Source organism: Pararhizobium polonicum, from assembly GCF_001687365.1.
In the GTDB taxonomy this organism is placed as follows: domain Bacteria; phylum Pseudomonadota; class Alphaproteobacteria; order Rhizobiales; family Rhizobiaceae; genus Pararhizobium; species Pararhizobium polonicum.
In genome coordinates this window covers 20,262-45,963 of the sequence record NZ_LGLV01000018.1, presented here as the reverse complement: position 1 = coordinate 45,963, position 25,702 = coordinate 20,262, and the positions used below count along the sequence as shown (strand labels likewise).

The following is a 25,702-nucleotide window of genomic DNA, read 5'->3' as shown; positions in this document are numbered from 1 at the left end:
ACCGGCACACCCATGGCAAAAGTTGCAAAAGCGCCGAAAAAGGCAAAACTCGACCGGGACGGCCTGACCGCTCTCGGTCTGGAACGGCTGATCGAGATCGCGCTGGATGAAGCAGCCCTCAACACGTCCTTCAAGAAGCGGCTGAACGCGGCACTCGCTGGAATCGGTGGCGCAGCCGGCGTCGCCAAGCTGATCGACAGCCGCCTGACCGCGCTCGAAAAGTCGGGCACGCGTATCCGCTGGCAGAAGGAGCGCGCCTTCGGCAACGATCTCGACAGCATCTCGGCCAGCATCGTCAAGGAGTTCGGCGCAGTCGATCCCGGCATGGCGCTCGAAAGGTTGATCCGTTTCGTCTTCGGCTATGAAGGGATTTCCGAGCGCGTCAACGATTCCAGCGGCCGCATCGCCGGCATCTATGTCCAGGCCTGTGAGGCCGCCGCGCGGCTCGCGCCACGCGTGCCTGTCGACCAGCAGGCACGTATCCCGCCCTTGCTGACACCCGGCCTGCGCGGCATGGACTATCATGGCGTCAGGACATTGCTGGCGGTGCGGATTGCGGCCGCGCTGTCGCCCGACGTCCTGAAGGCCTGGGATGAAACCCTGGCCGCGGCCATGAAGATACCGGCCGGAACCACCTTTCTGCCGGCCATCGTCCATGTGCGCCGCGCCATTGCCGATGCCCGCGGCGATCTCAATGCCTACGTCGCAATCGAGGAAAGCCTGCCGGAGGCGTTGCGCGAGCCGGTCGTGGTTGCCGAGCGGCTCTATGCTGCAGGCCGTCATGCCGAGGCACTGATCTGGGTGCGCAAGCCCCGCAAATCGCGGATCGGCTTTGCCCGGCGGGTCGATATCCTCAGTGGCGACATGAAGCCGTTGCCGGACAAGGACAGGCTCGAGGCCGCCATTCTGGATGGAATGAAGGACCGCGCCGCATCGCAGGCCGTGCGCTGGAAGATTTTCGAGCAAGGGCTCGATGCGGGGATCTTGCGGGAATACATCGCCAAGGCCGGCGATTTCGAGGAGTTCGAGGCACTCGATAAGGCTTTCGCCTTCGTGGAGAGCTACCGCGAGCCGCATGCCGCCCTGCGGTTTTATCTGGCCTGGCCAAGGCTCGATCTGGCGGCGCGTTACGTTGTCGCCCGGTGGGGCGTCTGGGAGGGGGAATTCTACGAGTTTCTTCTGCCTGCAGCCGAGGCTTTCGAAACCGACTATCCGGCCGCGGCTACCGCTCTCTACCGCGCTTTGCTCGACCGCATTATCGGCCGTGGCCTGTCAGAGGCCTATGGGTACGGCGCCGATTATCTGGCGAGGCTTTCGGCACTGGCGAAACGTCCCGGCGGCAATGACGGATTGATGTCGCATGCCGATTATGTGGCGGATTTGCGCAGGCAGCATATCCGCCGGCACGGCTTCTGGGACCGCATTCCGCCCGAAGCCTACCGCTCCCAGTAAGGCTCCGGTCCATAGAGCCCGGCCAGATAATCGATGAACAGCCTGACCTTGGCCGGCAGGAACTGGCGGCTGGGATAGAGTGCCGAGACGAAGAGATTGCGCGATCCTTCCCAGGCGGGCAGGACCTGCACGAGCCTTCCCGATTTCAGGTCGCCACCGACGTCCCAGGTGGAGCGCAGCGCGATGCCGGCTCCAGAAAGGACGGCTTCACGCACCACCTCGGATGAATTGGTGATCAACCGGCCCTGTGGCTTGTAGCTCATCGAGCCACCTTCGCTTTCCAGCTTCCAGGTGTCGTGGTTGTGCTGGCGAAGGCAGATATGGCGGCCAAGATCGTCGACGGTTTCCGGCATACCGTATCGCCCGAGATAGGCCGGCGAGGCGCAGAGGATGCGCCGCACCGGCGCCAGCTTGCGGGCCACCAGCGTCGAATCGCTGAGTTCGCCGATGCGGACAGCCAGATCGAAACCGTCTGCGACGATGTCGGTGAATTCGTCCGAGAGCACGATGTTGAGGATGAGATCGGGATGCGCCTCGATGAAGCGGGCCAGATGCGGCGCCACATGCATGCGGCCGAAGGAGGTGGGGGCGGTGATGCGCAGAGTGCCCTGCGGCTGGCCGGAGCGGCCGGAAGCAAAGGCTTCGGCTTCCTCGATGCCGGCCATGATCCCCAGCACCCGGTCGTAAAATCCCTGTCCGGCTTCCGTGAGCGATATCTGCCGTGTGGTCCGCTGGAACAGCCGCGTGCCGAGCCGGTCTTCCAGCCGTTTGATGCGTTTGGAAATAACAGCTGGGGAAAACCCCAGTGCCCGCCCTGCCGCCGACATACTGCCGGTCGATACGACACGCGTGAAGACCTCGAGATCGCCCAGATTTGTCATCAATCTTGACCATTGTTTCTAAAACGGAAAAACTGATTAGCATTTGCCGGGTCGTGACGATAGTGGTAAAGAAAAATTACCAATTGATGCCGCGGTGCAAATGCGCAGGGAGGCCAGCATGCCTGAGACGATCGCCTTTCTGGAACCGAAACAATCCGTGCTTGCCCGTCGCGCCGCGATCATCGAGGATCTGACGGAGCTTTTGCCGGCGGGCTGCCTGATCAGTGAGAAACGCGGGTTGGTGCCGTTCGAGACGGATGCCTTCATCGCCTATCGCCAGGTGCCCTTGGCCGTTGCCCTGCCGGAAACCACCGCGCAGGTAGCGGCGGTGCTGAAATATTGCGGCCGCTATGGCATCCCGGTCGTGCCGCGCGGTGCGGGCACATCGCTGTCGGGCGGCGCTATCCCGCAATCCGATGCGGTGGTGATCGGCCTGTCGAAAATGTCGCGCATTCTCGATATCGACTTTGCCAACCGCACCGCGACGGTGCAGGCGGGCGTCACCAATATCAATATTTCCGAAGCCGTTTCCGCCGATGGCTTCTTCTATGCGCCGGACCCGAGCTCGCAGCTTGCCTGTACCATCGGCGGCAATATCGGCATGAATTCCGGCGGCGCCCATTGCCTGAAATACGGGGTGACCACCAACAATCTGCTCGGCGTCAGGATGGTGCTGTTCGACGGCACGATCGTCGATCTCGGCGGCAAGGCGCTGGATGCGCCGGGCTATGATCTGCTTGGCCTCGTCTGCGGCTCGGAAGGCCAGCTCGGCATCGTCACCGAGGCGACCGTCCGGCTGATCGCCAAGCCGGAAGGAACGCGGCCGGTCCTGTTCGGCTTCATGTCGTCGGAAGAGGCGGGGGCCTGCGTCGCCGAAGTCATCGGCTCCGGCATTATCCCGGTCGCCATCGAATTCATGGACAAGCAGGCCATCGGCATCTGCGAGGCTTTCGCCCATGCAGGCTATCCGATGGATGTCGAGGCGCTTCTGATCGTCGAGGTCGAGGGATCCGATGCCGAGATGGATGCGATGCTGGCCAGTATCATCGAGATCGCCCGCCGCCACGGCGTTTCCACCATCCGGGAAAGCCAGTCGGCCACGGAAGCGGCGCTGATCTGGAAGGGCCGCAAATCCGCCTTTGGCGCCACCGGCCGTATCGCCGACTATATCTGCATGGATGGAACGGTGCCGCTCGGCCAGCTCTCCTATGTCCTGAACAGGACCAGCGAAATCATCGACGGCTACGGCCTGCGGGTCGCCAACGTGTTCCATGCCGGCGACGGCAACATGCATCCGCTGATCCTTTACAATATCAACGACCCGGAAGACGCCGCGCGTGCCGAAGCGGCCGGAAACGACATCCTGCGTCTCTGCGTCGACGCCGGCGGTTGCCTCACCGGCGAGCATGGCGTCGGCATCGAGAAGCGCGATCTGATGCTGCACCAGTTCACCCAGATCGATCTGAACCAGCAGATGGCCGCCCGTGCCGCATTCGATCCGCAATGGATCATGAACCCGTCCAAGGTCTTCCCGCTGGAAGGACGCCCGGCCGCATGAGCATGTCCTTCGAACCGGCATCCGAGACGGAAGCAGCAGAGATTGTCAGGCAGGCATCCGAGGTGGGAACGCCGCTTGCGATCGCAGGTGGGGCAACGCGGTCAGGCCTTGGCAATCCAGTTCAAGCAGAGCAGCATCTGTCGACGCGAAAACTGACCGGCATTGTCAGCTACAATCCGGCCGAAATGACGATGAGCGCCAAGGCGGGAACGCTGATGACGGAGATCGAGGCGGCGCTGGCTGAAAACCGCCAGATGCTCGCCTTCGAACCGATGGATCATCGCGGCGTCATGGGCACCCGGGGCGAGCCGACCATCGGCGGCGTCTTTGCCGCCAATATCTCCGGCCCGCGCCGCATCACCGCCGGTGCGGCGCGCGACCATCTGCTCGGCATCCGCTTCGTCAACGGAGTGGGCGAGGTGATCAAGTCCGGCGGCCGGGTGATGAAAAACGTCACGGGCCTTGATCTCGTCAAGCTGCTTTGCGGTTCGCATGGAACGCTCGGGCTTTTGACGGAGGTTACCTTCAAGGTCCTGCCCTTGCCACCCGCCGCGGTCACGATCGTCCTTTTCGGCCTCGATGACGCGCAGGCCGCCGCTGCCATGGCGCATGCACTGGCGATGCCGGTCGAAGTGTCCGGCGCGGCGCACCTGCCCGATAGCGTGCGCTACCGCTTCGTCGGCAGCAGTCATCCCGAAGGCGCCGCAACGGTGCTGCGTCTGGAGGGCTTGGCCGCGTCGGTCGCCGTTCGGGCCGAAACACTGAAGGCGGCTTTTGCCGGCGCTGCTCCGGTTGCCATGCTCGACCAGAAGGCGACCGAAACGCTCTGGCGGGACATCCGCGACGTCAAACCCTATGCCGACGGCACGCAAAAGCCGCTCTGGCGCGTCTCGGTCGCTCCCTCCGCCGGTCACCAGCTGATCGCGGCCTTGCGGCTCGAAGCCGGTGTCGATGCCTTCTACGACTGGCAGGGCGGCCTGATCTGGCTGCGCATGGAGGCTGACGCCGAAGCCGAGCTTTTGCGCCGCTACATCAAGGGCCTCGGCGGCGGGCACGCGACGCTGGTACGGGGTTCGGATGCGGTGCGGGCCGGGATTCCGGCATTCGAGCCTGAACTGCCGGCCGTGGCGGCGCTGTCGGCGCGGATCAAGGAGAAGTTCGATCCCAAGGGGATTTTCAATCCGGGGAAGATGGGGTGATGGACACGATGAGTATGCGGCGCGCTACCCCCCTCTGTCACTTCGTGACATCTCCCCCTCAAGGGGGGAGATCGTTCTTTTACCCAAGTGACCTCCCAGTAAGGCGGGCACAGAGTCTACGGCCAATCTCCCCCCTTGAGGGGGAGATGTCCCGGAGGGACAGAGGGGGGTATGCCTCCGCACACTCGGAGCGCCTGACCTGATGCAAACCAACTTCACCCCCGCCCAGCTTGCCGATCCGCATGTGGCCGAATCCGAGGCGATCCTGCGCAAATGCGTGCATTGCGGCTTCTGTACGGCCACTTGTCCGACCTATGTGACGCTCGGCAACGAGCTCGACAGTCCGCGTGGCCGGATTTATCTGATCAAGGATATGCTGGAAAACGGTCGTCCGGCGGATGAGGAGGTGGTCACCCATATCGATCGCTGCCTGTCCTGCCTTGCCTGCACGACCACCTGTCCCTCCGGCGTCGACTATATGCACCTGGTGGATCACGCCCGCGTCCATATCGAACAGACCTACAGGCGTCCGCTGAAGGACCGGCTGGTGCGGGCTGTTCTGGCGGCGGTTCTGCCGTATCCGTCGCGCTTCCGACTGGCTCTGAAAGCGGCCCGGCTCGGCCGGCCGTTCGCCGGACTGATGAAACGGATGCCCTTCCTGAAGACGTTCGGGGTCATGCTGGATTTGGCGCCATCCGAGATCGCCCAGGCGTCCGCAGCCGCAATGCCCGGCGTTCGCGCGGCTGAAACGGAAAAGCGCGGCCGGGTCGCCATCCTCACCGGCTGCGCCCAGCCGGTGCTGAAGCCCGGGATCAACGAGGCGACGATCAGGCTGTTGACGCGGCTCGGCGTCGAGGTAGTGGTGCCGCAGGGCGAGGGCTGTTGCGGCGCGCTGGTGCATCATATGGGCCGCGAGGAGCAGGCGCTCACGGCTGCCCGCCGCAATGTCGATGTCTGGGTGAAGGCGGCCGACGAGGGCGGCCTCGACGCCATCATCATCACCGCGTCCGGCTGCGGCACGACGATCAAGGACTACGGCCATATGCTGCGGCTCGATCCGGCCTATGCGGACAAGGCGGCGCGTGTTTCGGCTTTGGCCAAGGACATTACCGAATATCTGACAAGCCTCGACCTGCCGCGCCAGGAGACAAGGAACATCACGGTCGCCTATCATTCCGCCTGTTCGATGCAGCATGGCCAGAAGATCGTCATGGCGCCGAAGCTGCTCTTGAAGAATGCCGGCTTCACCGTCCGCGATCCGGCCGAGGGCCATCTCTGCTGCGGCTCGGCCGGAACCTACAATATCCTGCAGCCGGAGATTTCGGCGACGCTCAAGGCGCGCAAGGTCAAGAATATCGAGGCGACCAAGGCCGATATCATCGCCACCGGCAATATCGGCTGCATCACCCAGATCGCCACCGGCACGGCCATGCCGATCCTGCACACGGTGGAGCTTCTCGATTGGGCCTATGGCGGCGAAAAGCCGGCCTTGCTTCAGAAGTGAAACGAGACGCCGAGATTGACCGCATTGGTGATGATGTCGGTCTTCAGGCGGGCGCCGCTGTCGATCGGCACGTCGATGAAGGAATAGTTGCCCTTGTATTCGCCGAAGACGGACCAGCGCTCTGAAATCTGGTAGGAAATGCCGGCCTGGGCCTGCAGGGTCACGCCGCCGAATTCATAGCCGAACGTCTTGCCCGAGGGACGGGTGACCTCGACATGCGGTACGTTGATGCCGACGCCAGCGCCGATATAGGGCGTCCATTTCCGGTCCGGTTTCTGGATGCGGTAGATGCCGTTCAGCGTCAGCAGGTTCAGCCCGTCGGTAAATTCGAAATGGGTCCATCCCGGCGTCTTGCCGAATGTCGCGTCGTCGGCATAGACCTTGGCATGCGTATAATCGATCGACAGGCCGATATTCGGCTTGCCGAGGTCGGTCAGCCACCAGGTACCGCGCACGCCGTAATATTGCGGCGACTTGAAGGAGTTGCCTTCCCAGCCGGCGGTAAAATCCGTGCCGTCCGACACTTTCACATCGCTGTGCGGCGCCGTCTGGTAGCCGCCGTAAACCGAGATTTGCAGGTCCTCCGCGCGGGCGGAGCCGGGGGCAATCGGTGCAAAGGCCAAGATCGCAGACAAAAGGGCTGCTGCCCGTCCGGTGTTCAAGCGCATGTCGGTCCCCAAGCCGTTCCACTCTGGAAAAGCCGTATAATTGTGGGGCAACAGCCGTATGACAGGTCAGCCGCCGGAACGAAAAAAAGCGCCCGCCGGAGCGGACGCTTTTGATAGGCTATCGCCGGATGATCAGCCGCCGAAGATCGTGCGCAGGATGTCGACGCCGCGGTCGTCATAGGAGACGTCGCCCTGCTTGTTGCCGGGGCCGATGACGATCACCTTGGTGCCGATCGAGGCGCGGTCATAGAGATGTTCCACGTCCTTGTTCATCATGCGGATGCAGCCCGACGACATGTTGAGGCCGATCGTCCAGGGCTGGTTGGTGCCATGGATGCGAAACCCGGAATCGTTCTTGCCCTTGTAGAGATAGAGCGCGCGGGCGCCGAGCGGATTGTCGATGCCGCCTTCCTGAAAGTCCGGAAGGATATGGCCCTTCTTGCGTTCGCGGGCGATCATCTCCTTCGGCGGGGTCCAGCCCGGCCATTCGGCCTTGCGCTGTACCTTGACGACGCCCGACCAGCCGAAGCCTTCGCGGCCGACGCCGATGCCGTAGCGGGTCGCCCGGTTCGGCCCTTCGATATAGTAGAGATACTTGTTGTTGGTATCGACGATGATGGTGCCCGGCGCTTCAGTGGTGCTGAGCCGCACCTTGGTGCGCATGAATTGTTTCGCCGGCTTTTTCTCCACCGCCACCAGCGTGACATCCGATCCGGATGCCGCACCGGCCGGCTGACCCGGCGTGAAAGCGGATGCGCTCGACGCGCCAAAAGTCACAGCGGCCGCAAACCCGACTGCGGCCAATGTCTGCAAGGCATATTTCATAGACAGATTCCCTCATCCAGTCTCAAGTTGCGAAACGCTATTCAATATCGCGTTTTACGCAAGTCTAACGGGGCCTGGATAGAGCAAATGTGATGGTTCGGCCTGTCACCATGGGAACCGCTGTTGCCGAAAGGCCACGTTGCGGCCCTTCGGCATGTAAGTTGCGGCTTAGATCACGATGACCTTGGTGCCGACATTGACGCGTTCATAGAGGTCGGTCACGTCCTCGTTGCGCATGCGGATGCATCCCGACGAAACGGCATAGCCGATCGTCCACGGCGCGTTGGTGCCGTGAATGCGGTAGAGCGTCGAGCCGAGATACATGGCGCGGGCGCCAAGCGGATTTTCCGGGCCGCCTTCCATGCTGACCGGCAGAAAATGGCCCTTGGCCGCCTCGCGGGCGCGCATCTCGGAGGGCGGCGTCCAGGTCGGCCATTCCGCCTTGCGCGTCACCTTGTGGGCACCGGCCCATTCGAAGCCCGGCTTGCCGACGCCGACGCCGTAGCGCCGCGCTTCGCCATTGCCGGTGACGAGATAGAGAAAACGGCTGTTGGTATCGATGACGATCGTTCCCGGCTTTTCCTGGGTTTCATAGGCAACGGTCTGCGGCAGGAACTGCGGATCGATCTGGCGCTGCTTGGGCTTTTGCGCCCGCATCATCGACACCGGCTGCACCGGTTGCGCGGTGGTCGTACCGGAGCGCTGAACACGGCGCTGCAGCAGATACTGTTTTCGGGTGGCGCTCGGCTGCTGAACCGCTATAGGGCGCTGCTGGCGATAGACGACGGGCTCGACGGTGCCGCCAAGCTGGGTGACCCAGGGGGCGGTGAGGTCGGGGCTGATGATGATCGGCGGGCGGTTCTGGTAGCGGTCGTTCGCTTCCGCAAGACTGGACATAACAACCAGGATGGCTGTGGCAAGGATCAGGGATTTTTTCAGCATCGGACGGGCTCGCTATCTTTTCGCCGGGACTATCTCATAGCTCCGCCGTCCGCAGGGCGGTCGGATGACGGGCGCGATTTTGAACGCCAGGGCACTGGCGGAATGGGACGATGGTGGCACCGGGCGGCAACCGAATGGTAAACGCCGGTTCATTAAAGGCCGATCGAACCGATAAAGCTTTGGGTAGGGTTATCGCCGGCTTTAGGACTATGGTTGGCAAATGGTAAAGCGGGAAAAATCAGGGAGAATCGTGTGACGGCAAAGGGTATCATCACCGGCGTGGACGGCCTTGACCGCTGTGCCTGGCATGCCAATCTGGACGACTACCAGCGCTACCATGACGAGGAATGGGGCAAGCCGATGGCCGACGACATCCGGCTGTTCGAGAAGATCTGCCTCGAAGGGTTTCAGTCCGGCCTGTCCTGGCTGACGATCCTGCGCAAGCGCGAGGCCTTCCGCGCCGCCTTTGCCGGCTTCGATTTCGACGTGGTCGCCACCTTCGGCGATGCCGATATCGAACGCTGCCTTGCCGATACCGGCATCGTCCGCCATCGCGGCAAGATCGTCTCGACCATCAACAACGCCCGGCGGGCGCAGGAGCTCAAAGCGGAGTTCGGCTCGCTTGCCCGCTATTTCTGGGGTTTCGAGCCGGGCGGCAACGAGCGGCCGAAGACGGTGACCTGGGAGGCGATCGCCGCCAATCCGACCACGCCGACCTCGACGCTGATATCGAAGGACCTGAAGAAGCGTGGCTGGACCTTCGTCGGCCCGACCACGGTCTATGCCTTCATGCAGGCCATGGGCCTGGTCAACGACCATATCGACGGATGCTATTGCCGGGAAAAGATCGAGGCCATGCGGCAAGCCTTCGTGCGGCCCTGATCTATTCTTCGCCCGGCATGCCGTGCACCCGCGCCACCGGCCTGTTGTTCATATAGAGGAGAACCGCGCCGAAGATCACCAGCATGACGCCGATCACCAGCCATTCCCTGTTGTCGGACATGGCGGTTCCGGAAATGATGTTCGAGCCTTGCAGTATCCAGAGCCCGCCGAGCAATACAACGACGATACCTGCGATATTCTTGAATATCTTCATGACGTCCTCCCATGCACTGGCCGAAATTATGGGCCTGCGGCAGGCTTCGGTCAACGTGGGATCATCGGGCAAAGGCGCGAACGCCGGAGACCAGGCTCCGGCGTTGCTGTTTATTCCATCAGGGATCAGCCACCGTTCCTGGCGAGCCAGTCCTGCATCGTCCGGATCTCCGCTTCCTGGGCGGAGATGACACCTTCGGCAAGTTTGCGAAGACCAGCATCCTTGCCATATTCAAGCTCGACCTTGGCCATGTCGATGGCGCCTTGATGGTGGGCGATCATGCCGCGCACGAAATCGGCGTCGGTATTGCCGGTGAAGGTAATGTCCATACCCGCATGCATTTTGGCATTGGCTTCGGCGAAGGCCTTGCTGGAGGGGCCGGTATCGCCCTTCGGCTGGGCCATCCCCTCCATGGTCATGGCTCCGTGGCCCATCTTGCTGTGATCCATCTCCTGTGCGGTGACGGGGGCGATGACGGTGAGGGCCAGCGTTGCCGCGGCCACGATGATTTTCAGAGACATCCTGTGCTCTCTTTCGTTTCCATATTTGCAATGTGCGGGCTTTGGGCCCGCGTTCAGGAAAAAGAGAGGACGGTCTTGGGAGGCGGGAACCGCGGTTTCAGCGCCGTCGTCTGCATCGGTTTCTGCGGCAGGGGATGGACGGTTGCTGCCGGGAGTTCAACGCGGTCGAGGCCGTGGGCGTCGAGGACGACGGCGAAACAGGCGGCACAGAGCAATGGATGCACCGTCTTCGAATGCTTGTCGCAGGGATGGCCTGCCGAGCAGGAACGGTCATGCTCCGCGCCACTGGCCTGCATATCATGGCCTGCCGCCGCATCGGCATGATGCATCGCCGCCATGCCGCCGAGATCCTGCACCCGGGCAAGCGATGCCGTCCAGCCGCTGATCAGCGCGCAAAAGACGGTAAGGGTGAGGATGGCGAGACGCATGAGCCGAAGATAGGCGCTGCGAGCGCGGAAGAAAAGATGGCGGCGAAGTGTTTTTGCCGGCGGCACGTTCACCCCACGGCAGGGCGCGTCAGCGCGCCGGCGCGGAAAAGGCGAAGACGCCCTGCATTCGGCCGGCGGCGGCTGGCGTGTCGATCGTCGACGTGCCGATGCAATAGAGCGGACCGGCTGAACCGTCGTCGTGAACGATGGTTGTGCAATAGTAAAAGGAAGACGCTGCAGCCGTTGCCTCTTCCAGAATGTTCAGCACGATCTTGCGATGGTCGTTCTCATATCCCCGGATGATATCCAGCAGGCCGCAGGGGCTCTGTTCGAGCGCATGAATGCGTTGTGCTGTTTCACCGAGCGAGAAGATGCCGGTCGAGAGATCGCAATGCCAGCCTTCGACGATATAATCGTGCTGGGTCAGTTCTGCGATCCATTGTTCGTGGGCGCGCGCATCTTCGGGCATGATGGTGGCGAAGCCGGGTTTCACGAATCTGAGCATGCTGTTTCGCTTTCGATATCCGCTCGCGCCGCGGTATTTTCAATTCTGAGGCACCTTTTTTGGTGCGTTCCGCATCCTGCTGAAAAAGCGCTTTACCGGCAGTCTGAAAAGCGTTGATCTGATGCAATACCGCAGCGTCGTCGTCAGCAGATGTTGGTTCTCATGATCTTAAAAATACGCGACAAACGTCCGTTCTGAAACGGCTGCAATTGATCATTTATTCTTCCTTTGGTGTTAATGAATTATTAATTACAATCTATGATTTCACAAAGAGTCTGTCCGAATGAACGTGATCCTGAGCGAGCTGATCCGGCAATTGCGAGAGTACAGATTGAAGGCCGGGCTGACCCAGGGCGATATTGCCTGGAAACTCGGCTTCTCGCTTCCTGCGGTGTCGCGCTGGGAACGCGGGATTTGCACGCCCGATCTGCGCGCCATCGGCGCCATCGTCGATTTTCTGCGCCGTGCCGATGCGCATGCGGAAAAGGTGCTGCTGCGATCCATCCTTGCCGCCCGCGACAGCCGCAATCTCTGGGAGGGTGACAACATCCGCTATCTCGCCGGCTCCAGGCAGGAGTTCCTCGAAACACCGGAAATGCGGGCGATGCTCGGCAAGAGTATCCGGCGCTACATCACCGGGCATTACCGTGATTTCATCGAGGACCCGGCGATCGTCTCGAGCCTGAAGGCCGGCGATTTGGCCAGCGTCGATTTCTACGGCGGGGCCGCCATGTCGGTTACCAGCATTCCGGATGGCTTCGTGCAGCTCAAGCGCGTCAGCTTCCAGCTGGAGGCGCAGGGCCTTGTGCGTGGCGACACCTATTCGGTCCTCATTCCGCAGGCCGAGGCGCCGATGGCGGAGGGCAGGGTGATCCATAACTGGGATATGCTGTTGCGGCCGCTTTAGGACATGCGGATCAGCGCAAAGACTTGCCGCCTTTGCCCTGATCGGATAGGGAAAGCGCCGATATACCGTTGACCGATCGACGCTGAAAGTGCGGGTGCCATGAACGACAAAAAGAAGAAGCCACAGAAGCTCAGAGCCCGTCTGCCGCGCGGTTTCGTCGATCGCGCCGCCGCCGATATCCGTGCCGTCGACGAGATGACCGCCAAGATCCGCGAAGTCTATGAGCGCTATGGCTTCGATCCGGTCGAAACGCCGCTGTTTGAATATACCGATGCGCTCGGAAAATTCCTGCCAGACGCAGATCGCCCCAACGAAGGCGTCTTCTCGCTGCAGGATGACGACGAGCAGTGGATGAGCCTGCGCTACGACCTGACCGCGCCGCTTGCCCGCCACGTCGCCGAAAATTTCAACGACATCCAGCTGCCCTACCGCACCTATCGCGCCGGCTACGTCTTCCGTAACGAGAAGCCAGGCCCCGGCCGCTTCCGCCAGTTCATGCAGTTCGACGCCGACACGGTGGGCGCCGCCGGCGTCCAGGCGGATGCCGAAATGTGCATGATGATGGCTGACACGATGGAAGCGCTCGGTATCAAGCGCGGCGACTATGTGATCCGGGTGAACAACCGCAAGGTGCTGGATGGCGTGCTCGAGGCGATCGGCCTTGGTGGCGAGGAGAATGCCGGTGCGCGGCTGAATGTGCTCAGGGCGATCGACAAGCTCGACAAGTTCGGGCCGGAAGGTGTGAAGCTGCTGCTCGGCCCCGGCCGCAAGGACGAGAGCGGCGATTTCACCAAGGGAGCAGGGCTGAATGAAGAGCAGATCGCCAAGGTTCTGTTCTTCATCGGTATCACCGATTATGCGGCAAGTGCCGCCGATCTGGCTAGCCTCGTGGCAGGAACGTCGAAAGGCGCCGAAGGTGTAGAAGAGCTGAACCTGATCGGCAGTCTGGTCACAAGCGCGGGTTACGGTCCTGATCGCATCAAGATCGACCCCTCCGTTGTTCGTGGTCTCGAATATTACACCGGCCCGGTTTTCGAAGCCGAACTCCAGTTCGCCGTCACCAATGAAAAGGGCGAAAAGGTCGTCTTCGGCTCGGTCGGCGGCGGTGGCCGTTACGATGGCCTCGTCTCGCGCTTCATGGGCCAGCCGGTGCCGGCAACCGGTATCTCCATCGGCGTCTCGCGTCTGATGACGGCGCTGAAGAATCTCGGCAAGCTCGGCATGGAAGAGGTGATCGCCCCGGTCGTCGTCTGCGTCATGGACCGCGATACGGAAAGCCTCGGCAAGTACCAGCAGTTCACGCAAACGCTGCGCCACGCCGGCATCCGCGCCGAAATGTACCAGGGCAACAAGAAGAACTTTGGCGACCAGCTGAAATATGCCGACCGCCGCGGCTCGCCGCTGGCCATCATTCAAGGGTCGAGTGAGCGTGAAGCCGGCGAGGTTCAGATCAAGGACCTGATCGAGGGCAAGCGCCTGTCGGGTGAGATCGAGGACAACACGGCATGGCGCGAAGCCCGCGTCGCGCAGGTCTCGGTGCCCGAGGCTGACCTCGTCGCCAAGGTCCGCGAGATGCTGGCGGCGCAGGCGGAAGATCGGGTACGCGGCTAAGATGTTGGACGGGAAGTGCGCGAGAAGGCCCCTCCCCAACCCTCCCCACAAGGGGGAGGGGGCGATTTCGCACGAGCCAGTGTTTCCGGCAATCCAAGCAATCGATCTCATCGGTAAACCTGCAAGACGTCAGTCTGTCAGGCACGGCGGTCTTTCGCAGATTGCGACGTGTCAGGATTTGAATATGAAAAAGGATGGGTACGGCAGATTGACTCCCTCCCCCCTGTGGGGAGGGTTGGGGAGGGGCCTTTCCTCACTTTCCTGCATCGCGAGTTCCCCATGCCCCTGATCAACCTCCCCACCTTCGCAGCCGACCTCTTGGCCGATTTCGAGCGGCTGGGAACGCTGCACGTCGATACGCCGGTGATCCAGCCGGCCGAGCCGTTCCTTGACATGGCGGGCGAGGACCTGCGCCGCCGCATCTTCATGACCGAGAGTGAAACCGGCAAGAGCCTCTGCCTGCGCCCGGAATTCACCATTCCCGTCTGCCTGCGCCATATCGAGACCGCCACCGGTACGCCGCAGCGTTACTCCTATCTCGGCGAAATCTTCCGCCAGCGGCGCGAAGGCGCCAACGAATTCTACCAGGCCGGCATCGAGGATCTGGGCGAGACGGATGTGGCGAGCGCCGACGCCCGCGCCATCGGTGACGCCATCGCGATCCTATCCGCGCGCCTGCCGGGCAAAAAGCTCGACGTGACGCTCGGCGATCAATCGGTGTTCGAAGCCGTCGTTGCCGCCTGTGGTCTGCCCGCCGGCTGGCAGAAGCGCCTGATCCACGCCTTCGGCAACCCCGCGCAGATCGATGCCCTGTTGACGCGGCTGTCGAGCCCGCAGCCGGTGACGGGCCTGAGCCCCGAAATCGAGGCGCTGCTGGTTTCCGGCGACGATGCCACGCTGATTGCTCATCTCGACGACACCATGGAGGCGACCGGCTATTCCACCAATGCCAGCCGCAGCCCCAGGGAAATCGCCGAACGGCTGAAGGAGAAGCGGGCACTGGAAAAGACCGCGCTGGACGGGCGCACACTCGCCGTTCTGCGCGAATTCCTGTCGTTGAACATGCCGCTTGCCGATGCGCCGGCAGCCCTTTTTGCGTTTGCGGAAAAATCCGGGCTGACGCTCGATGGCGCGCTGTCGCGGTTCGATGCGCGCGTGGCAGCTCTCGGCAATGCCGGCGTTGACGCGAAGCTACTCTCCTACCGCGCCGCTTTCGGCCGTCCGCTCGACTATTATACCGGCATGGTTTTCGAGATCGTCATCGAAGGCTCTCCGGCGGTTCTGGCCGGCGGCGGCCGTTTCGACCGGCTGATGACGCTGCTCGGCGCGAAAGAGCGCATTCCGGCTGTCGGCTTCGCACTCTGGCTCGACCGGATGGAGCAGGCGCTGGCTGAGCCGCAGCCGAAGCAACAAGGGGAGGCGGCCCAATGACCATCACCATCGCGCTGCCCTCCAAGGGCCGGATGAAGGACGATGCGTCCGCCATCTTCGAAAAGGCCGGCCTGAAGATCGTCGCCGTCGGCAATGAGCGCTCCTATCGCGGCCGTGTCGAAGGCCTCGATGATGTCGAGATCGCCTTTCTTTCAGCGTCGGAAATTTCCCGGGAGATCGGCAGCGGCTCGATCGATTTCGGCGTCACCGGCGAAGACCTGATCCGTGAGGGATTGTCGGAAGCCGATGCCCGCGTCGAATTCTGCGCCCGTCTCGGTTTCGGCCATGCCGATGTCGTTGTCGCCGTTCCGGAAATCTGGCTGGATGTCGATACCATGGCCGACCTCGGCGATGTCGCCGCCGATTTTCGCGCCCGTCATGGCCGCCGGCTGGCGATCGCCACCAAATACTGGCGCCTGACGCAGCAGTTCTTCTCGGCCCAGCACGGCATCCAGCTCTACCGCATCGTCGAAAGTCTGGGCGCCACCGAGGGCGCACCGGCCTCGGGTTCCGCGGACATTATCGTCGACATCAGCTCGACCGGCTCGACGCTGAAGGCCAACCACCTGAAGGTGCTGTCGGACGGGGTCATGCTGCGGTCGCAGGCCTGCCTCGTGCGGGCTCGCAAGGCGGAGCATGCGGGCGATCCGCTGGTGGCGAAGATTATCGAGGCGGTTGGCGGGGTTGTCGGTTAGGTTCGCAGCAGAGAGCGATGCCAGCCTTGCCACCGGTTGCGCCGGATATATCGTTATTCATCCGTGGGCGTCTGGCGCAGCAGTGTGGCGTAGTCGCGCCGGCCTGAGAAAATGTTGGTGATCCAGACAGTCCTGTCGCGAACGGCGTAGAGAATGACGGCCTTCCTTTCGAAGGGCACACTCCGGATGCCCGGACCGAGATCGTCTCTCGAAACGCCGCCGAAGGGAGCGTCTCCAATTTTCTCGCAGCGCTCGAAAACACGATCGATGAAGCGGGCTGCCGTCACCGCATCAAAACTGGTTTCGAGTATGTAGCTGAAAAGCTGCTCGATATCATCGACAGCCTCGGGGCGGTACTCGACCGGCAGACGCTCCATTTCCCGTCAGCTGCCGTGTTTTGCATAAAGCGCGTTGAGCCGCTCCCGCACCTGCTTGCCAGACAAATTCGGCCGAGGGTCTTCAAGAGAACGACGCACGCGGGCACGCAGTCCTTCCATGCGCGCTTCGTGCTCTTCTTCCAGACGAAGCCACGTCCGCATCGCTTCGCGCAGGACTTCGCTGGTCGATGCATAGGATCCGGCTTCGACGCGGCTTTTGATGGCATCGACCATTTCGGTGGGGAGCGTAATACTCAGCTTTTCGACCATCGGAGGACTCCTGAACTTATTCGCGGATAAGAGTAGGATAAAATGCTACCGCTCGCAACCTATCACCGATGATGGCGTTGGCGGGAGCTTCAAGCCGATTCAAAGTTGCAGACAAAAAGCCCCATCACCGCCCTGACAATCTGGACACGGCTGTCCTATATTCGAGCACCCATCTCAAGGAGTTCTCCATGGCCGATCTCTCTTCCTTTCCGATCACCACCCGCTGGCCCGCCAAAAATCCCGATATCATCCAGCTCTATTCGCTGCCGACGCCGAATGGCATCAAGATTTCCATCGCTCTGGAAGAGCTTGGTCTGGCCTATGAGCCGCACCTCGTTTCCTTCGGCACCAACGACCAGAAGTCGCCGGAATTCCTCTCCCTCAATCCGAACGGCCGCATTCCGGCGATCATCGACCCCAACGGCCCGGACGGCAAGCCGATCGGTCTGTTCGAATCCGGCGCCATCCTGGTCTATCTCGCCGAAAAGACCGGCAAGCTCATTCCGGCCGATGCCGCCGGGCGCTATGAGACGCTGTGCTGGGTGATGTTCCAGATGGGTGGTGTCGGCCCGATGTTCGGGCAGTTCGGCCATTTCTTCAAATTCGCCGCCGACAAGGTTGCCAACAATTCCTATCCGGTGGAGCGTTACCGCGACGAAGCCAAGCGCCTGCTCGGCGTGCTCGAGGCGCGTCTTAAAGGCCGTCAGTGGTTGATGGGCGATCAATATACCATCGCCGATATCACCACGTATTCCTGGATCGAAGGCGCCCGCAAATTCTACGGCGCTGCCGATGTGCTGGAATATGCAAGCTTCCCGAATGTCATGGCCTGGGTTGACCGTGCCCTTGCCCGCCCGGCCGTACAGAAGGGCATGGACATTCCCAAGCGCGATTGATCGCCTCCTTTCCCATTGTCCGCCCGAGTTGACGGCACTCGGGCGGACAGGCTACTTCTTTGGAAAAGAAGCATTCTCGACGGGTGAACAAACGTGACAGGCAGACTGGTTGTGGTGGGCGGCGGTCAGGCCGCCTTTGCTTTGGTGGCCAAGCTCCGGGCTTTGAAGGATGAGCGGCCGATCACGATCGTCGCGGCCGAAGCAAGCCCCCCCTATCAGCGTCCGCCGCTCTCGAAGAAATACCTGCTGCGCGAAATGGACCTCGACCGGCTGCTCTACCGGCCGGAAAGCTGGTATGCCGAGCACAATGTCGATATCCGCCTGTCGACAGCGGTGACGTCAATCGACCGCGCCGCCAGAACCGTCACCCTCAGCGACAGCTCGACGCTTGAGTATGATGTGCTGGCGTTGGCCACCGGCTCGACGCCGCGAAAGCTGCCCGCCAGCCTTGGCGGCGATCTCGAAGGTGTCTTCGTCGTGCGCGACTTCACCGACGCCGACCGGCTGGCCGGCGAGCTGAAGCCCGGCAAACATGCGCTGATCATCGGCGGCGGTTACATCGGCCTGGAAGCGGCCGCCGTGGCGCGCTCGAGCGGGCTTGATGTCACCGTCATCGAAATGGCCGACCGCATCCTGCAGCGCGTCGCCTCGGCTGCGACCTCCACTCTGGTCAGAGACATCCACACGTCGCGGGGCGTCGATATCCGCGAGGGTACCGGCCTTGTCCGGCTGGTCGGAACCGATGGCCGGGTAACTGCGGCGGAACTGACCGATGGCTCGACCATCCCGGTCGATCTCGTCATCGTCGGCATCGGCGTGACCGCCAACGATGCGCTGGCTGCGGATGCCGGTATCGAGGTTGCCAACGGCATCGTCGTCGATCATTTCGGACGCACCTCCGATCCTGCCATCCATGCGATGGGCGACTGCGCCGTGCTGCCCTGGAAGGATATGCGCATCCGGCTGGAATCGGTGCAGAATGCCGTCGATCAGGCCGAGGCAGTTGCAGCTCTGCTGGCCGGCGGAGAGGCGCCCTACGATCCCAAGCCGTGGTTCTGGTCGGATCAGTATGACGTCAAGCTGCAGATCGCCGGCTTCGGTTTCGGCCACGACGAGACGGTCGTGCGCAAGGGCCAGCGCGAGGGCAGCGTCTCGGTCTGGTATTTCCGCGACGGCAAGCTGATCGCCGTCGATGCGCTCAATGATGCGAAGGCCTATGTGACGGGCAAGAAACTGCTCGATCTCGGCCTGACGCCCGGCCGGGCGGCTCTTGAGAACCCGCTGACCGATCTGAAGACGCTTCTGCCGTAAAGGGCAGTTCTATTGATGGTGATTGAGGACCCGCCCCTTGGCTTCCAGCTGGAAGCGGGGGAAGAAGAAGACGCCGAGCAGGGCGCCGGAATAGCGCTGCTCCAGCCCTGTCGATTCACCGATGCAGAAGACCGGCTGTTTCTGTCCGGAGGCCAGGATGATCGTGGTCGAGAAGCAGAAGGATGAGGCGGTTGTTGCCGCCTGCTCGAAAAGCGCCAGCACATGGTTGCGGTCGGCGCTGTCGTAACAACGCACGAGATTGAGCAGGCCGCATTCGGTCTGCTGCAGGCCGTGCATCGCCGCCGCACTCTCGCCGAGGCGAAACAGGCCGTTCGACAGATCCCCGGACCAACCCTCGGAAAAGCAGAATTGGCTGAGCAATTCCTGCCCGCTTTCACCAAGGGAGTAGGAACTGGCAGAATGGGACTGGGAAAGACCTGCTCTTGCAATCTTAAACACGGCCAACCCCGGTCTCTGCGCAATGTCCGAACGTCATTCGTCTGTTCCCCTTAAGGGTTCGAAAGAAACAATTTCCATGTCTCAACAAGGCGATAGGACGCGAAATATACTTTGCGCGATCCGGACGTCTGCAGGAGATAGAAAGCTCAACTTTCAAGTCTTGGCCGTTTTTTGTGCTCAAGACGAAACAAATTGTATGCGAGAAAAATCGATAGGCTTTATGAATTGGGATCAAAGTGATGTTTTGTAGATAGGTAATACGTAAAAATCGAGCATTTTTAGTGTCAATTCTTCCGCGCTTTGGATCCCCGTGAATCTATGGTTCACTTGGAGCGCTGTTATAATTGCTTTTCCTCCCGCATCAATGGTGTTTTGACAAAAATCTTACAATTTGCAGTCAATGCGTGGAATATATCTCAGGATTGTGGCGGCAAGGAACGATGCAATCAGAACATGATTCTCGTGCGGTTCGGCAATGGGTCAAATACCGTAGGCGCGGACCATTCTCGGGATATTCAGCGCGAAATGCGCGTGGCCAAGCAAAAAGGGCGAACCTTGCGGCCCGCCCTTTTCTCAAATCCGGAAACCGGAGCTGATCTGATCATTCTACCCATGCCGTCCCTTCAGCGCGACTGGCGCGCTGAAGCACTTTGAAACATGGGAAAGTCGTATGGTCGTCATTGGTAATAAGGCAGACGCCCTATTACATCATGCCGCCCATGCCACCCATGCCGCCCATGTCAGGCATGCCGCCGCCGGCAGCTTCCTTCTTCGGCAGTTCGGCAATCATGGCTTCCGTGGTGATCAGCAGCGAAGCAACCGAAGCTGCGTTCTGCAGAGCCGTACGGACAACCTTGACCGGATCGACGATACCCATGGCGATCATGTCGCCGAATTCGCCGGTCTGGGCGTTGTAGCCGAAGTTGTCGGTGTTGCTTTCGAGGATCTTGCCAACGATGATCGAGCCTTCGTCGCCTGCGTTTTCAGCGATCTGGCGAACCAGCGACTGAAGCGCCTTGCGGATGATGCTGATGCCGGCCGTCTGGTCGTCGTTGGCGCCCTTGAGGTCGAGAACGATCGAAGCGCGGAGCAGAGCCGTACCGCCGCCGGGGACGATACCTTCCTGAACGGCAGCGCGCGTTGCGTTGAGCGCGTCGTCGATGCGGTCCTTCTTTTCCTTGACTTCGATTTCAGTCGCACCGCCGACGCGGATGACGGCAACGCCGCCAGCGAGCTTGGCAAGACGTTCCTGCAGCTTTTCGCGGTCGTAGTCGGATGTGGTTTCTTCGATCTGGCCCTTGATCTGCGCAACGCGGCCTTCAATTTCGGCCTTCTTGCCGGAACCGTCGACGATCGTCGTGTTTTCCTTGGAGATCGAAACCTTCTTCGCACGGCCGAGCATTTCGAGCGTGACGTTTTCCAGCTTGATGCCGATGTCTTCGGAGATGACCTGGCCACCGGTCAGGATGGCGATGTCTTCGAGCATGGCCTTGCGGCGATCGCCGAAGCCCGGAGCCTTGACGGCAGCAATCTTCAGGCCGCCGCGCAGCTTGTTGACGACGAGCGTTGCAAGAGCTTCGCCTTCGACGTCTTCCGAGATGATCAGGAGCGGCTTGCCGGTCTGAACGACGGCTTCCAGAACCGGAAGCATGGCCTGCAGGTTGGAGAGCTTCTTCTCATGCAGAAGGATGTAAGCGTCTTCCAGCTCGGCAACCATCTTTTCCGGATTGGTCACGAAGTAGGGCGAGAGGTAGCCGCGGTCGAACTGCATGCCCTCGACGACTTCGAGTTCGGTGTCGGCGGTCTTGGCTTCTTCAACCGTGATGACGCCTTCATTGCCGACCTTCTGCATCGCTTCAGCGATGTACTGGCCGATTTCCTTTTCGCCATTGGCGGAGATCGTGCCGACCTGGGCAACTTCTTCCGAAGTGTTGATCTTCTTGGCCTTGGCAACGAGGTCCTTGACGATGGCTGCGACTGCGAGGTCGATGCCGCGCTTCAGGTCCATCGGGTTCATGCCGGCGGCAACGGCCTTGCCGCCTTCGCGAACGATGGCCTGGGCCAGAACGGTCGCCGTCGTCGTGCCGTCGCCGGCGATGTCGTTGGTCTTCGAAGCAACTTCGCGGACCATCTGGGCGCCCATGTTTTCGAACTTGTCTTCGAGTTCGATTTCCTTGGCGACGGAAACGCCGTCCTTGGTGATGCGCGGTGCGCCGAAGGACTTGTCGATGATGACGTTACGACCCTTCGGACCGAGCGTTACCTTCACTGCGTCTGCGAGGATGTCGACGCCGCGCAGCATCTTTTCGCGCGCGGTGCGGCCGAACTTAATTTCTTTGGCTGCCATGTTAAAAACTCCCGGGCTGGTGCCCAATTGGTTTTCTGGAATTGAAGGTGAAGATCAGCGGCTCAGATCAGCCGATGATGCCCATGATGTCGGCTTCCTTCATGATCAGAAGGTCTTCGCCGTTGAGCTTGACTTCGGTGCCCGACCACTTGCCGAACAGAACGCGATCGCCAGCCTTGACGTCGAGCGCAACGAGGGCGCCCTTGTCGTCACGGGTGCCAGTGCCGACGGCGACGATTTCGCCTTCCTGCGGCTTTTCCTTGGCGGTATCCGGAATGATGATGCCGCCCTTGGTCTTGGCTTCAGACTCGACACGGCGTACGACGACGCGGTCATGCAGAGGACGGAAATTGGTGCTTGTCATTGTCTAATCCCTCGATCAAATGACTTCACGGATCGTGAACCGACCCGATGGATGGATGTTAGCACTCCTGTTGCTTGAGTGCTAGCGGCCCCGAGATAAGGATGCTCGGGAGATGAGTCAAGAACAAGACAGCGCGTTTTTTTAAATCGAAACGCCGATTGACTCGAATTGCTATTTTTTGTTTAACGGCTGCATGGGGTCTGCGAATGCCCCACGAGGCGTCATGCCGGAATTTCGCGTCCACTCTTTACAAAAAAAAGGGACGTATCATGGCCTCGTACAATTCCATTTCCGTTGAAAAGCTCGCTCGTCTGACCGGAACCCCGAAAGGTCCGGTCGTCATCGATGTGCGCGACGATGAGGATTTCGCAGCACTACCCTCGCTTCTTCCTGCGTCGACGCGCCGCCCTTATGCCTCGGCATCGCAATGGGCGGCGGAATATCGCGGCCTCTGGGTGGTCGTGGTCTGCCAGAAGGGCAAGAAACTCAGCGAGGGCGTCGCCGCCTGGCTGCGGCATGCCGGTGCCCAGGCCGAGAGTCTGGAAGGGGGCGTTGAAGCCTGGACAGCAGCAGGTCTGCCGCTCGTCCCGGTCGCAGCGATACCCGGCGCGAACACCCGCAGTGGCTCCGTCTGGGTGACGCGCTCGCGTCCCAAGATCGACCGCATCGCCTGTCCATGGTTGGTCCGCCGCTTCGTCGATCCCGCCGCATCCTTTCTCTTCGTTGCGCCTTCCGAAGTGGAGGCCGTTGCCGACCGTTTCGAAGCGACGCCGTTCGATGTCGAGGGTGTGTTCTGGAGCCATCGCGGCGAGGGCTGCACCTTCGATACGATGATCGCGGAGTTCGGCCTGTCCTTTCCCGCCCTTCAGCATCTGGCGCTGATCGTTCGCGCCGCCGATACCGACCGCCTCGATCTGGCGCCCGAGGCCTCCGGCCTGCTCGCGGCCTCGCTCGGTCTCTCGCGGATGTTCTCCGATGATCTGGAGCAGCTGGAAGCGGGCATGCTGCTCTATGATGCCTTCTACCGCTGGGCGCGCGATGCCACGCAGGAAAAGCACGAATGGATTTCGCACGTGCCGAAGAAGGGCAGGGATCATGAATGAGGCGGTGGCGGTTACGTTTCCACCGCCGCATCCGACATTCGCCGAGGCGGCCAGGGTCTGGGCGAAGATCGGGCTGTTGAGCTTCGGCGGGCCGGCGGGTCAGATCGCCCTGATGCATAAGGAACTGGTGGAGGAGCGTCGCTGGATCTCCGAGAGCCGGTTTCTGCATGCGCTGAATTTCTGCATGCTTTTGCCAGGTCCGGAGGCGCAGCAGCTTGCCACCTATATCGGCTGGCTGCTGCACGGTACGCGCGGCGGCATCGTCGCCGGAATGCTGTTCATCCTGCCGGGTTTCTTCGTCATCCTCGGCCTGTCATCGGCCTATGCGGTGTTTCATGAGGCGGACTGGCTCACCGGCCTGTTCTTCGGGTTGAAGGCGGCAGTGCTGGCCATCGTCATCGAGGCGGTCATCCGCGTTGGCCGCCGGGCGCTGAAGACCGGCTTTGCGCTCACCGTCGCGGCGCTTGCCTTTTCCGCCTTGTTCCTGTTCGATCTGCCGTTTCCGCTCGTCGTGCTGGCGGCCGGTGTCGCCGGCTATGTCGCCACGCGCCTGCAGCCGGCAGCGGGCGAAAAAGCGGTTGCCGCAGCGGCCAAACAGGCGCTTGCCGACCGGCCGTCCGTCATCGACAGCAATTTTCCCGACATCGTGTCGTCCTGGAGCCGGACATTCCGGGTTCTCGCCGCCTGGCTGGCGCTCTGGATCGCACCTTTCGTTCTCATCGGCGGAGTGCTCGGTTTTGATAACGTCTATACCACCATCGGTCTGTTCTTCTCGAAGATGGCGGTGGTGACCTTCGGCGGCGCCTATGCCGTACTCGCTTACGTGGCGCAGCAGGCGGTCGAGACCTATCACTGGCTGAAGCCCGGCGAAATGCTGGATGGCCTGGCGCTGGCCGAAACGACGCCGGGACCGCTGGTTCTGGTCTTGAGCTTTGTCGGCTTCATGGCCGCCTTTCGCGCCCCGCTCGGCCTTGATCCTCTCTCAGCCGGTTTGCTGGGAGGCACACTGGCGACATGGGTGACCTTCGTGCCGTGCTTCCTGTGGATCTTTCTCGGTGCCCCCTATGTCGAGACCCTGCGCAACAACAGGGCGCTGTCGGGGGCGCTGGCGGCAATCTCGGCGGCGGTCACCGGCGTCATTCTCAATCTGGCCGTCTGGTTCGGCCTCCATGTTCTGTTCGCCGTGGTAAACCGGTCGGCGGCCGGGCCGATCTCGATGCCGCTGCCGGTCTGGCAGACCTTCCAGCTGCCGGCATTTTTCCTGGCGCTTCTGGCGGCATTGCTGCTCTTTCGCTTCCGGCAGGGCGTCGTGACGACGCTTGCCGTCTGCGCGGCCGCCGGCTGGCTGATCCGCGGATTTTAGCGGTTCCGTCGAATTCCACGCCGGAAACCTTGGAATTCGGCCGCCATTTTCCCGATGGAGACTTGTGTTTTTTACGCCTGCCTGCGATGTCACCCCGACCAATTTTTTCTGCGGGAAACCAGCATGGCCGTTCGGATCAACAGTTTTCGCGATATCGCCAGCCGCTACGATGTCGTGCTGTGCGATGTCTGGGGCGTGCTGCACAACGGTGTCGAGGCCTTCAAGGGAGCTTGCGAAGCGCTGACCGAGGCGCGCGCCCGGGGCCTGACCGTCGTTCTCATCACCAATTCGCCGCGCCCGCATCCCGGCGTCATCGTCCAGATCCGCGGCCTTGGCGTGCCGGATACGGCCTACGACCGGATCGTCACATCAGGCGATGTCACCCGTGCGCTGATTTCGGCCGGGCCGAAGAAAATCTATTTCATCGGCGCGGAGAAGGATTTTCCGCTGCTCGAAGGCCTCGGCGTCAGCATGGTGTCGTCCGAGGAGGCCGAAATCATCGTCTGCGCCGGCTTCTTCGATGATGAAACCGAAACGGCCGACGATTACCGGGCGACGCTGTCGGGCATGGCCAAGCGCAAGGTGCCGTTCATCTGCGCCAATCCGGATCTCGTGGTCGAGCGCGGCCACAAGCTCATTCCCTGCGCCGGCGCCATCGCCAAGGTCTACGAGGAACTCGGCGGCGAAACCCGGATCTCCGGCAAGCCCTATGTGCCGATCTATCGCGCGTCGCTGTCCGAAGCCAAGGCGGTTCGCGGCGGGCTCGACCTCACGCGGGTGATCGCGGTGGGCGACGGCATGCCGACGGACGTCAAGGGCGCGCAGGATTTCGGCCTCGATATCCTCTATATCAGCGCCGGCATCCATGCGGCCGAATATATGGCAGCCGAAAAGACCGACGAAGCCAAGCTGACGGCATTCTTGAAAAGCGAGGGCGCCACGCCGAAATGGTGGATGCCCAGACTGGCGTAACGGATGTGGCGTGATCG

Annotated in this window: 28 protein-coding genes; 15 read left to right on the top strand and 13 right to left on the bottom strand. The window is 61.6% G+C overall.

Going from position 1 to position 25,702, the window contains the following annotated elements; all coding sequences use genetic code 11:
• The first annotated feature begins 12 nt into the window (after nt 1-12).
• Nucleotides 13-1,452 (top strand): DUF6880 family protein, encoded by a 1,440-nt coding sequence (locus ADU59_RS25120; protein WP_068957781.1) that lies wholly within the window; start codon nt 13-15, stop codon nt 1,450-1,452.
• Here ADU59_RS25120 and ADU59_RS25115 read toward each other — a convergent pair.
• Nucleotides 1,437-2,333 carry a LysR family transcriptional regulator gene (locus ADU59_RS25115; protein ID WP_068957779.1) on the bottom strand — a complete coding sequence of 299 codons (897 nt, stop codon included), beginning with the start codon at nt 2,331-2,333 and terminating at the stop codon, nt 1,437-1,439. The genes ADU59_RS25120 and ADU59_RS25115 overlap by 16 nt on opposite strands.
• A gap of 118 nt (nt 2,334-2,451) precedes the next feature.
• On the opposite strand from ADU59_RS25115, the gene ADU59_RS25110 reads away from it, so the two are divergent.
• The 3 genes from ADU59_RS25110 (at nt 2,452) to glcF (ending at nt 6,594) form a co-directional block, all read left to right on the top strand.
• Complete coding sequence (locus tag ADU59_RS25110; protein WP_068957777.1) at nt 2,452-3,891, top strand: FAD-linked oxidase C-terminal domain-containing protein; 1,440 nt, start codon at nt 2,452-2,454, stop codon at nt 3,889-3,891.
• Complete coding sequence (gene glcE / locus ADU59_RS25105; RefSeq protein WP_068957775.1) at nt 3,888-5,090, top strand: glycolate oxidase subunit GlcE; 1,203 nt, start codon at nt 3,888-3,890, stop codon at nt 5,088-5,090. Before ADU59_RS25110 ends, glcE begins: the two co-directional genes overlap by 4 nt.
• Before the next feature lie 202 nt (nt 5,091-5,292).
• On the top strand, nt 5,293-6,594 hold the full coding sequence (glcF, locus tag ADU59_RS25100) for a glycolate oxidase subunit GlcF (RefSeq protein WP_068957773.1): 1,302 nt from the start codon (nt 5,293-5,295) through the stop codon (nt 6,592-6,594).
• On the opposite strand, the gene ADU59_RS25095 is transcribed toward glcF, so the two are convergent.
• From ADU59_RS25095 to ADU59_RS25085, 3 genes are all read right to left on the bottom strand, one after another.
• Nucleotides 6,585-7,262, bottom strand: a complete 678-nt coding sequence (locus ADU59_RS25095) for an outer membrane protein (protein ID WP_068957771.1) — start codon at nt 7,260-7,262, stop codon at nt 6,585-6,587. The two genes, glcF and ADU59_RS25095, sit on opposite strands and share 10 nt — an antisense overlap.
• A 132-nt stretch (nt 7,263-7,394) precedes the next feature.
• Nucleotides 7,395-8,087, bottom strand: coding sequence for a L,D-transpeptidase (locus ADU59_RS25090; protein ID WP_068957769.1), 693 nt, complete (start codon nt 8,085-8,087; stop codon nt 7,395-7,397).
• A gap of 168 nt (nt 8,088-8,255) precedes the next feature.
• Nucleotides 8,256-9,029, bottom strand: a complete 774-nt coding sequence (locus ADU59_RS25085; RefSeq protein ID WP_068957767.1) for a L,D-transpeptidase — start codon at nt 9,027-9,029, stop codon at nt 8,256-8,258.
• A 252-nt stretch (nt 9,030-9,281) separates the two neighbouring features.
• Between ADU59_RS25085 and ADU59_RS25080 the strand changes: the two genes are divergently transcribed.
• The gene (locus ADU59_RS25080; protein ID WP_068957765.1) at nt 9,282-9,911 is read left to right on the top strand and encodes a DNA-3-methyladenine glycosylase I; all 630 of its coding nucleotides are present in this window, start codon (nt 9,282-9,284) and stop codon (nt 9,909-9,911) included.
• Between the two features lies 1 nt (nt 9,912).
• Here ADU59_RS25080 and ADU59_RS25075 read toward each other — a convergent pair whose 3' ends face one another.
• The 4 genes from ADU59_RS25075 to ADU59_RS25060 all read right to left on the bottom strand — a co-directional run bounded on the left by ADU59_RS25075 (nt 9,913) and on the right by ADU59_RS25060 (nt 11,579).
• The gene (locus ADU59_RS25075; protein ID WP_068957762.1) at nt 9,913-10,125 is read right to left on the bottom strand and encodes a hypothetical protein; all 213 of its coding nucleotides are present in this window, start codon (nt 10,123-10,125) and stop codon (nt 9,913-9,915) included.
• A 125-nt stretch (nt 10,126-10,250) separates the two neighbouring features.
• Nucleotides 10,251-10,646 carry a CopM family metallochaperone gene (gene copM / locus ADU59_RS25070; protein ID WP_068957760.1) on the bottom strand — a complete coding sequence of 132 codons (396 nt, stop codon included), beginning with the start codon at nt 10,644-10,646 and terminating at the stop codon, nt 10,251-10,253.
• Nucleotides 10,647-10,699: 53 nt separating this feature from the next.
• Nucleotides 10,700-11,140, bottom strand: a complete 441-nt coding sequence (locus tag ADU59_RS25065) for a hypothetical protein (protein ID WP_139093220.1) — start codon at nt 11,138-11,140, stop codon at nt 10,700-10,702.
• A 22-nt stretch (nt 11,141-11,162) separates the two neighbouring features.
• Nucleotides 11,163-11,579: a hypothetical protein gene (locus ADU59_RS25060; protein WP_068957756.1), complete on the bottom strand. Its 417-nt coding sequence runs from the start codon at nt 11,577-11,579 to the stop codon at nt 11,163-11,165.
• A gap of 283 nt (nt 11,580-11,862) precedes the next feature.
• On the opposite strand from ADU59_RS25060, the gene ADU59_RS25055 reads away from it, so the two are divergent.
• From ADU59_RS25055 to hisG, 4 genes are all read left to right on the top strand, one after another.
• The gene (locus ADU59_RS25055; protein ID WP_083198413.1) at nt 11,863-12,486 is read left to right on the top strand and encodes a helix-turn-helix domain-containing protein; all 624 of its coding nucleotides are present in this window, start codon (nt 11,863-11,865) and stop codon (nt 12,484-12,486) included.
• Between the two features lie 99 nt (nt 12,487-12,585).
• Complete coding sequence (hisS, locus tag ADU59_RS25050; protein WP_068957753.1) at nt 12,586-14,097, top strand: histidine--tRNA ligase; 1,512 nt, start codon at nt 12,586-12,588, stop codon at nt 14,095-14,097.
• Between the two features lie 279 nt (nt 14,098-14,376).
• Nucleotides 14,377-15,528, top strand: coding sequence for an ATP phosphoribosyltransferase regulatory subunit (locus ADU59_RS25045; protein WP_068957751.1), 1,152 nt, complete (start codon nt 14,377-14,379; stop codon nt 15,526-15,528).
• On the top strand, nt 15,525-16,223 hold the full coding sequence (gene hisG, locus ADU59_RS25040) for an ATP phosphoribosyltransferase (RefSeq protein WP_068957749.1): 699 nt from the start codon (nt 15,525-15,527) through the stop codon (nt 16,221-16,223). The genes ADU59_RS25045 and hisG overlap by 4 nt, the downstream gene beginning before the upstream one ends.
• Nucleotides 16,224-16,276: 53 nt before the next feature.
• Here hisG and ADU59_RS25035 read toward each other — a convergent pair whose 3' ends face one another.
• Entirely contained in the window at nt 16,277-16,600 is a 324-nt protein-coding gene (locus ADU59_RS25035; RefSeq protein ID WP_068957747.1) for a type II toxin-antitoxin system RelE/ParE family toxin, read from the bottom strand.
• A 6-nt stretch (nt 16,601-16,606) separates the two neighbouring features.
• Entirely contained in the window at nt 16,607-16,870 is a 264-nt protein-coding gene (locus ADU59_RS25030) for a ribbon-helix-helix domain-containing protein (protein ID WP_068957745.1), read from the bottom strand.
• Nucleotides 16,871-17,058: 188 nt separating this feature from the next.
• Here ADU59_RS25030 and ADU59_RS25025 point away from each other — a divergent pair, with 188 nt between their 5' ends.
• Nucleotides 17,059-17,766 carry a glutathione binding-like protein gene (locus ADU59_RS25025; RefSeq protein ID WP_068957743.1) on the top strand — a complete coding sequence of 236 codons (708 nt, stop codon included), beginning with the start codon at nt 17,059-17,061 and terminating at the stop codon, nt 17,764-17,766.
• Nucleotides 17,767-17,859: 93 nt separating this feature from the next.
• Entirely contained in the window at nt 17,860-19,077 is a 1,218-nt protein-coding gene (locus tag ADU59_RS25020) for an NAD(P)/FAD-dependent oxidoreductase (RefSeq protein WP_068957741.1), read from the top strand.
• Nucleotides 19,078-19,086: 9 nt separating this feature from the next.
• Here the strand turns inward: ADU59_RS25020 and ADU59_RS25015 are convergent, their stop codons facing one another.
• Nucleotides 19,087-19,536: a hypothetical protein gene (locus ADU59_RS25015; RefSeq protein WP_068958014.1), complete on the bottom strand. Its 450-nt coding sequence runs from the start codon at nt 19,534-19,536 to the stop codon at nt 19,087-19,089.
• A 318-nt stretch (nt 19,537-19,854) separates the two neighbouring features.
• On the opposite strand from ADU59_RS25015, the gene ADU59_RS30415 reads away from it, so the two are divergent.
• On the top strand, nt 19,855-20,190 hold the full coding sequence (locus tag ADU59_RS30415; RefSeq protein ID WP_139093219.1) for a hypothetical protein: 336 nt from the start codon (nt 19,855-19,857) through the stop codon (nt 20,188-20,190).
• Between the two features lie 49 nt (nt 20,191-20,239).
• Here ADU59_RS30415 and groL read toward each other — a convergent pair whose 3' ends face one another.
• Together groL and groES are read right to left on the bottom strand one after the other, a co-directional pair.
• On the bottom strand, nt 20,240-21,883 hold the full coding sequence (groL, locus tag ADU59_RS25010; RefSeq protein WP_068957739.1) for a chaperonin GroEL: 1,644 nt from the start codon (nt 21,881-21,883) through the stop codon (nt 20,240-20,242).
• Nucleotides 21,884-21,950: 67 nt separating this feature from the next.
• Nucleotides 21,951-22,247, bottom strand: a complete 297-nt coding sequence (gene groES, locus ADU59_RS25005) for a co-chaperone GroES (protein WP_068957737.1) — start codon at nt 22,245-22,247, stop codon at nt 21,951-21,953.
• Nucleotides 22,248-22,516: 269 nt separating this feature from the next.
• On the opposite strand from groES, the gene ADU59_RS25000 reads away from it, so the two are divergent.
• From ADU59_RS25000 to ADU59_RS24990, 3 genes are all read left to right on the top strand, one after another.
• Nucleotides 22,517-23,350, top strand: a complete 834-nt coding sequence (locus ADU59_RS25000; RefSeq protein WP_068957735.1) for a chromate resistance protein ChrB domain-containing protein — start codon at nt 22,517-22,519, stop codon at nt 23,348-23,350.
• Entirely contained in the window at nt 23,343-24,713 is a 1,371-nt protein-coding gene (gene chrA / locus ADU59_RS24995) for a chromate efflux transporter (protein ID WP_068957733.1), read from the top strand. Before ADU59_RS25000 ends, chrA begins: the two co-directional genes overlap by 8 nt.
• Nucleotides 24,714-24,836: 123 nt before the next feature.
• Complete coding sequence (locus ADU59_RS24990) at nt 24,837-25,685, top strand: TIGR01459 family HAD-type hydrolase (protein WP_068957732.1); 849 nt, start codon at nt 24,837-24,839, stop codon at nt 25,683-25,685.
• Nucleotides 25,686-25,702: the final 17 nt, after the last annotated feature.